General features: G+C 46.3%; 5 protein-coding genes. 2 read left to right on the top strand and 3 right to left on the bottom strand.

The window, feature by feature from the left end:
* A partial coding sequence (locus tag QUA38_RS22090) for a hypothetical protein (RefSeq protein WP_333165584.1) occupies positions 1-347 on the bottom strand: 347 nt, incomplete at its 3' end.
* 263 nt (positions 348-610) lie between these two features.
* Between QUA38_RS22090 and QUA38_RS22085 the strand changes: the two genes are divergently transcribed.
* On the top strand, positions 611-1,561 hold the full coding sequence (locus QUA38_RS22085; protein WP_333165582.1) for a DNA polymerase beta superfamily protein: 951 nt from the start codon (positions 611-613) through the stop codon (positions 1,559-1,561).
* A gap of 45 nt (positions 1,562-1,606) precedes the next feature.
* Positions 1,607-2,368 carry a DNA polymerase beta superfamily protein gene (locus tag QUA38_RS22080; RefSeq protein ID WP_333165580.1) on the top strand — a complete coding sequence of 254 codons (762 nt, stop codon included), beginning with the start codon at positions 1,607-1,609 and terminating at the stop codon, positions 2,366-2,368.
* 189 nt (positions 2,369-2,557) lie between these two features.
* Here QUA38_RS22080 and QUA38_RS22075 read toward each other — a convergent pair whose 3' ends face one another.
* Both QUA38_RS22075 and cobJ read right to left on the bottom strand, forming a co-directional pair.
* Positions 2,558-3,343, bottom strand: coding sequence for a hypothetical protein (locus QUA38_RS22075; protein WP_333165578.1), 786 nt, complete (start codon positions 3,341-3,343; stop codon positions 2,558-2,560).
* Between the two features lie 520 nt (positions 3,344-3,863).
* Positions 3,864-5,345: precorrin-3B C(17)-methyltransferase (cobJ, locus tag QUA38_RS22070; RefSeq protein ID WP_333165575.1), on the bottom strand; the 1,482-nt coding region annotated here is incomplete at its 5' end.

The raw sequence follows: 5,345 nt of genomic DNA, 5'->3' as shown, positions 1-5,345 counted from the left end.
TTACTCATAAAAGCAAGGGGGCGAAAACTCTGGCGTTTCTCAATCTCTGTAACGTAATGCCTCACCTGCTGTTCTGCCACCCTTGGATCGCGGCTTTGTCGCTTCGCCTCTACAACAGCAATTACTTCGCCATTCGGCTGATACAGACAATAGTCCGTAACTCCATTCCAAGGTTGAGCATCATACCCATCCACCGGAATCTCTATCCCCACCTGGTTTGGAGCATCGAGGTTCCATCCCGCTGTCTGTAGGGCTTTATCTATTAATTCTTTTCGGGTGTTCGCTTCGTTACGAGACATTACGATATCGTTTACCAACCCTTTTTCTAGAGCCTGCGAGCGCTCCACTCCTCTATTTTGCCCTATAACAGATTATAAATCTCATCCAGCCCCACCTTCCATTAAAAGCCAGCGCATCCTATCTGAGGAGGGAGATCCTTTAATTATTTCTCTTTCTGTTTTTGCAGAATCGATCGTGAATTAGGCTATGTTCAACAATGCCAAATCCCCGTGAAGCGAAGCTATCCCGAAGGGAATCGCCCAAAACCCCCTTTTGTACTACACATATGCTACACTAACATTGTAGCTCGTGCCCCGCAGGAGGTTTCCTCATGGCAAATGCCAATCTTCCTCAAAATTTCAACTTGATCATCCCCGCAGGAACCCAAATTGTCACCAAAATCGAGGTCAAAAACCCCGCCAGCGACCAATCTTGGAAACCGGGATTAGTAGGCGTCATCGTTCAATCGCCTACAGACAATTCCCACGCATATTTAGTCAAACTCCCAGACGGAACACAAGTTAGTCTGCGGCGGCACGAACTCAGTATCCGCAAGCAGTTTCAGAGCGAAGGATTGCAGTCAGGAGGAGATTTTCTTGCAGAATACAACCTCTATGATTCTGTAATTTACCGCTGCATTGTTGGTTCGAGAGCTTACGGTCTTGATAACGAGCAATCCGATACAGACAGACGCGGGATTTACCTGCCGCCGGCAATACTTCATTGGTCGCTTTACGGCATTCCAGAACAATTGGAAAACAAGGAAAATCAGGAATGCTATTGGGAACTGCAAAAGTTTCTAGTTTTGGCACTAAAGGCTAATCCAAATGTGCTAGAATGTTTGTACACGCCTTTGGTAGAAACGGTTTCTCCGGTCGCACAAGAATTGCTGGAAATTAGGGAAATCTTTCTTTCTCAATTGGTTTATCAAACTTACAATAGCTACGTTTTGTCTCAATTTAAAAAAATGGAGCAAGACCTCCGCAATACCGGGGAAATTCGGTGGAAGCACGCGATGCACTTAATTCGCTTGTTGCTGTCAGGAATTACGGTGCTCAAGGAGGGGTTTGTACCCGTTCGCGTGCAGGATTATCGATCGCAACTTTTATCGATCCGCAACCAAGAAATATCCTGGGATGAGGTGAATCGCTGGCGGTTGAGCTTGCACGGTGAGTTCGATCGCGCTTTTGCTGCAACTTCCTTACCGGAACGTCCTAATTACGAGAAAGCGAACCTGTTTTTGATTAAATCTCGCAGAGGTGCGATCGAAATCGGATCTTGAAATCGCTTCTTGTGAAACAAAGCCCGCCTGCATGGACTGGAATAAATGACAGAATACATCTCGAATCTCGCCCAAATTATCTCCGTTCAACCTTATCCGCTGCTGTTTGCGACTGTCAGCGGTTCGCACTTATACGGCTTTCCTTCGGCCGATTCTGACTTCGACTTGCGGGGAGTACACATCTTACCGCTACCGAAAGTAATTGGACTGATTTCTGGAGAAGAAACAATCGAAGTTTCTGAAGTTCGGGAGGGAATGCAACTCGATTTAGTAACTCACGACATCAAGAAATTTTTTGAGATGCTGTTGAAGCGCAACGGGTATGTGCTAGAACAACTGTATTCGCCGCTGATAGTTTACAGTACAAAGGAACACGAGGAATTAAAGGCTATTGCATCAAACTGCATTACCAAGCACCACAGCCACCACTATCTCGGTTTTGCTAAAACTCAATGGAAATTGTTTGAGAAAGAACGCCCGCGTCGGGTTAAGCCGCTGCTGTATGTTTACCGGGTGTTGCTGGCTGGGATTCACTTGATGCAAACGGGGGAAGTCGAGGCGAATTTGGTGAAACTTAACGAGAAGTTCCAGTTGTCGTATATTCCTGATTTGATCGATCGCAAGCTGGCTGGGGAGGAAAAATCAGTGCTTGAAGATACAGATATTGAATTTTATCAGCAAGAGCGCGATCGGCTAATTAATATCTTAGAAGATGCAAGTTTTACAAGTCATTTGCCGTCAAATCCTCATGCAAAGGTTGCTCTTAGCGATTTTCTGGTAAAGGTGAGGATGTCATCTGTGAACTAAGCTGTTCCAAGCCTAATTAGTCGTTTGGTGCAGCAAGCACCCTACATATTAGTCTATTAGTCGTTTGGTGTGCCGAAAATCGCAGCACATCCAGTCCAGCACGCATCAGTACGAAAGAAACCGGGTTTTTTATCGACATTAAACACCCGAATACAGTATTTTCGTCGCTCAAACCCGGTTTCAAGTGATTTACCTTGATCTCGTGTTTGCTGGTTCGCTCATGGCAGCTAGGCCAATATTTCGATCCTCAGTAAATTGTAAGTTTTTTCCTGGTATATAAATATTCCAAGTTACCCCGCCTAAATAGGTCTTGATATATGACATCAAGGCGTTGATAAATACAACGATGCCGAGCATTTCTAATGACTCTTCAACGGTCACTATTACCTGGTAAACTATATTATCCTCTCCCACTGTAGAAGCTTGGTATCCCCCTAACAGTTCCATCCCCAATGCTCCTCCAATATAAAGAGCGCAGGCTGCAACAAACATTTTTTTTGTAGGAACAGGAAGGTGTAACAGGAACTTACTGTAGGATATGAGAAAGATTGCTAGTAGAAAACCGAACGGCACAATCCAAGTAAAGTAAAGAAATCCTGTGGTGGCATTTAGGAGACTTCGCATTGGATTTATCAAGTTTTCGTGCAATTGACCAGCTTCGTCTAAAGATAGATATAAAAATAGGAATGATAAAATTTTCCAGTGACGCTTGTAGCGACAACTATCCAAATTTTTCACATAAGCAATCACACCTAGCAAGAGAGAACTAAATAGCAATGCCAAAACTGAGTATGCCGTTGGAATGTTCCGCTCGGAATCAACGCTGAATACCTTTACGAAGTAGTTGTCAGACGTGCTAGCAGGCAAGAAGTACACCGTCATCTCACTTAAGAAAGATATTACAACTAGACAGGTCACCACTCGAAGCAAAAATTGGGTTACAGCCCCAGGAGCTAAAGGAATGTTGAGTTTCATGTTCTATTAATTGTTATTTTAACCTTTGTTTAACGGAATCTTATCAAAAGAAAAAACCAATGCGGTCTACCCAAAGACAGAGAAGGCTGCTGCGGGTGAAGCCCCTCTTTTTGTTGTAAGCGTAAGATTATCGTAGGGTTAAGGAATGTAGCAGACCTCGATCGCCATTGATTTTATCGTGACTATATAATAAAAAATATTTACTGAGAAGTAAATTCTATCTCTCCCAAAATGAAGCTGAAACCATTACTAGGGTTGAGTCTAGTTCTAAATTCGCTCAATCTCAGCGAGAAAAACTCGGCCTTCGGAAGCCGAGATTCCTCTGTAGCGAGGATTTCTGTAATCAAAGAGGATTACTGATCGATCGAGAGTGACAACTAGGAGGTGAAATACCAGGCCAGTCGAGTAGTTCGCCGCCATTTGTTAACCTAGACTCCCCCTAGCGAGAACAAAATATCTCCTAGTCAAAGTCAATTAGCTGTCAGTCAATTGCTTATTTCCTAAGTTTTTGCTGCTTTACTTATTTTTCGTACCTGCGCGGCGTGTAAACCCAAACATCTCCATATTTGCGGGGAATAATCCGAGTTTGACTGGAACCGACAATAACTAAAGTTCTCATGTCGGCGTCTTGCGGCTGGAATTCGCCGAGGGTGCAAACGCGCACAGATTGACCGGGCCGGCCGAGGTTTCGCCCCAATATGACGGGGGTTTTAGCATCGCGACTTTGCAACAAAATCTCGATCGCTTTTCCGAGTTGCCAAATCCGCTGTTTAGAGATGGGATTGTAAAATGCCATAACTAAATCCGCAGCAGCAGCAGCCGCAATCCGCTGTTCAATGACCTCCCAAGGCTTGAGAATATCCGAAAGCGAAATCACGCAAAAGTCGTGTCCGAGGGGTGCTCCGATCGCAGCAGCGGCCGCCTGCATGGCTGAAATGCCCGGTGCTACCCGAATATCGATGCCCTGCCATTCGGGTTTGGCATCAAAGTCGATCGCCTCAAACACCGCTGCAGCCATCGCAAAAATACCCGGATCTCCCGACGAAACGACGGCGACAGATTTTCCCGATGCTGCTAAATCTAGGGCAAAACGGGCGCGATCGATCTCTTCGCGGTTGTCGGAATCGTGCCGCTTTTGCCCTTCCCGCATAGTTCCGGCTAAGTCGAGATAGAACTTGTAACCCACCCAATCCGTGGCTGCGCGCAAAATTTCCTTAACCTCCGGGGACATCCAGGGCGCGCCTCCGGGGCCGGTACCGACGATCGCCAGTTTACCGCGACTAACTCCGATCGCGCTAGCATTTATGGGTTCGGCGGCCAGGGCGATCGCGCAATTCAGTGCGTTTGGGCGATCGGACTCGATTAAGTGACTGTTTGCACCGGCTGCTGTCAGGGCAATTTGTGCGGCATTATTTTCTATGAATTCAATTGAGTCTAATTCGACAAGTTCGGAGAGATTGAAAAAGCGGACGGGGACTTTAAAATATTGTGAAACTGCTTCAAGTTCCGGATTTCCCATATCCTCTTTTAATGCAAAGAATCCAGCAACGGAAGCTGGCGCTAAACCTGCATTTTCCAAGACTTGCTGGACAAATGAAACCGCTATTTCTGGCTCAATATTCGATAGCTTTGTGAGTGCAACTGCCACAATTTGCGGATGGTAAACTAAACAATCGGGCGTTGGCGCACTTGCTTTTTCGGTGACGCGGATCGTCAATTTTGCGTCGGGGGCGATCGGCAAATTGCTCTGGGAAAGCCAGCTTGCAGCCCCTTCTAGGCGTACTTTTGCCCCGGCGAGCAAATTTGAAATAAAAGTTTTCGCGTCCTCTGGATTCGCCAAAGAATAGCCTTGGGGAGGACTCAGCAGCGCGGTGCGAAACCGAATATCTCCGGTGGTGGTAATTGCAGCTTGTACGCCGAGGGCTGCTGCAATCTCTCTGGCCAAATCATTAACGCCGTGCAAACCGCCCAGCAGCGGTACGACGGCGCTTCCGTCTTCTGC

Source organism: Microcoleus sp. Pol12B4 (assembly GCF_036701385.1).
Lineage (GTDB): Bacteria > Cyanobacteriota > Cyanobacteriia > Cyanobacteriales > Microcoleaceae > Microcoleus.
This window is presented reverse-complemented; position numbering and strand designations above follow the sequence as displayed.

Excerpts from the sequence above, each read along its gene's own strand:
- QUA38_RS22080 (WP_333165580.1), top strand. The coding sequence starts at position 1,607 with ATGACAGAATACATCTCGAATCTCGCCCAAATTATCTCCGTTCAACCT.
- QUA38_RS22085 (WP_333165582.1), top strand. The coding sequence starts at position 611 with ATGGCAAATGCCAATCTTCCTCAAAATTTCAACTTGATCATCCCCGCA.
- QUA38_RS22075 (WP_333165578.1), bottom strand. The coding sequence starts at position 3,343 with ATGAAACTCAACATTCCTTTAGCTCCTGGGGCTGTAACCCAATTTTTG.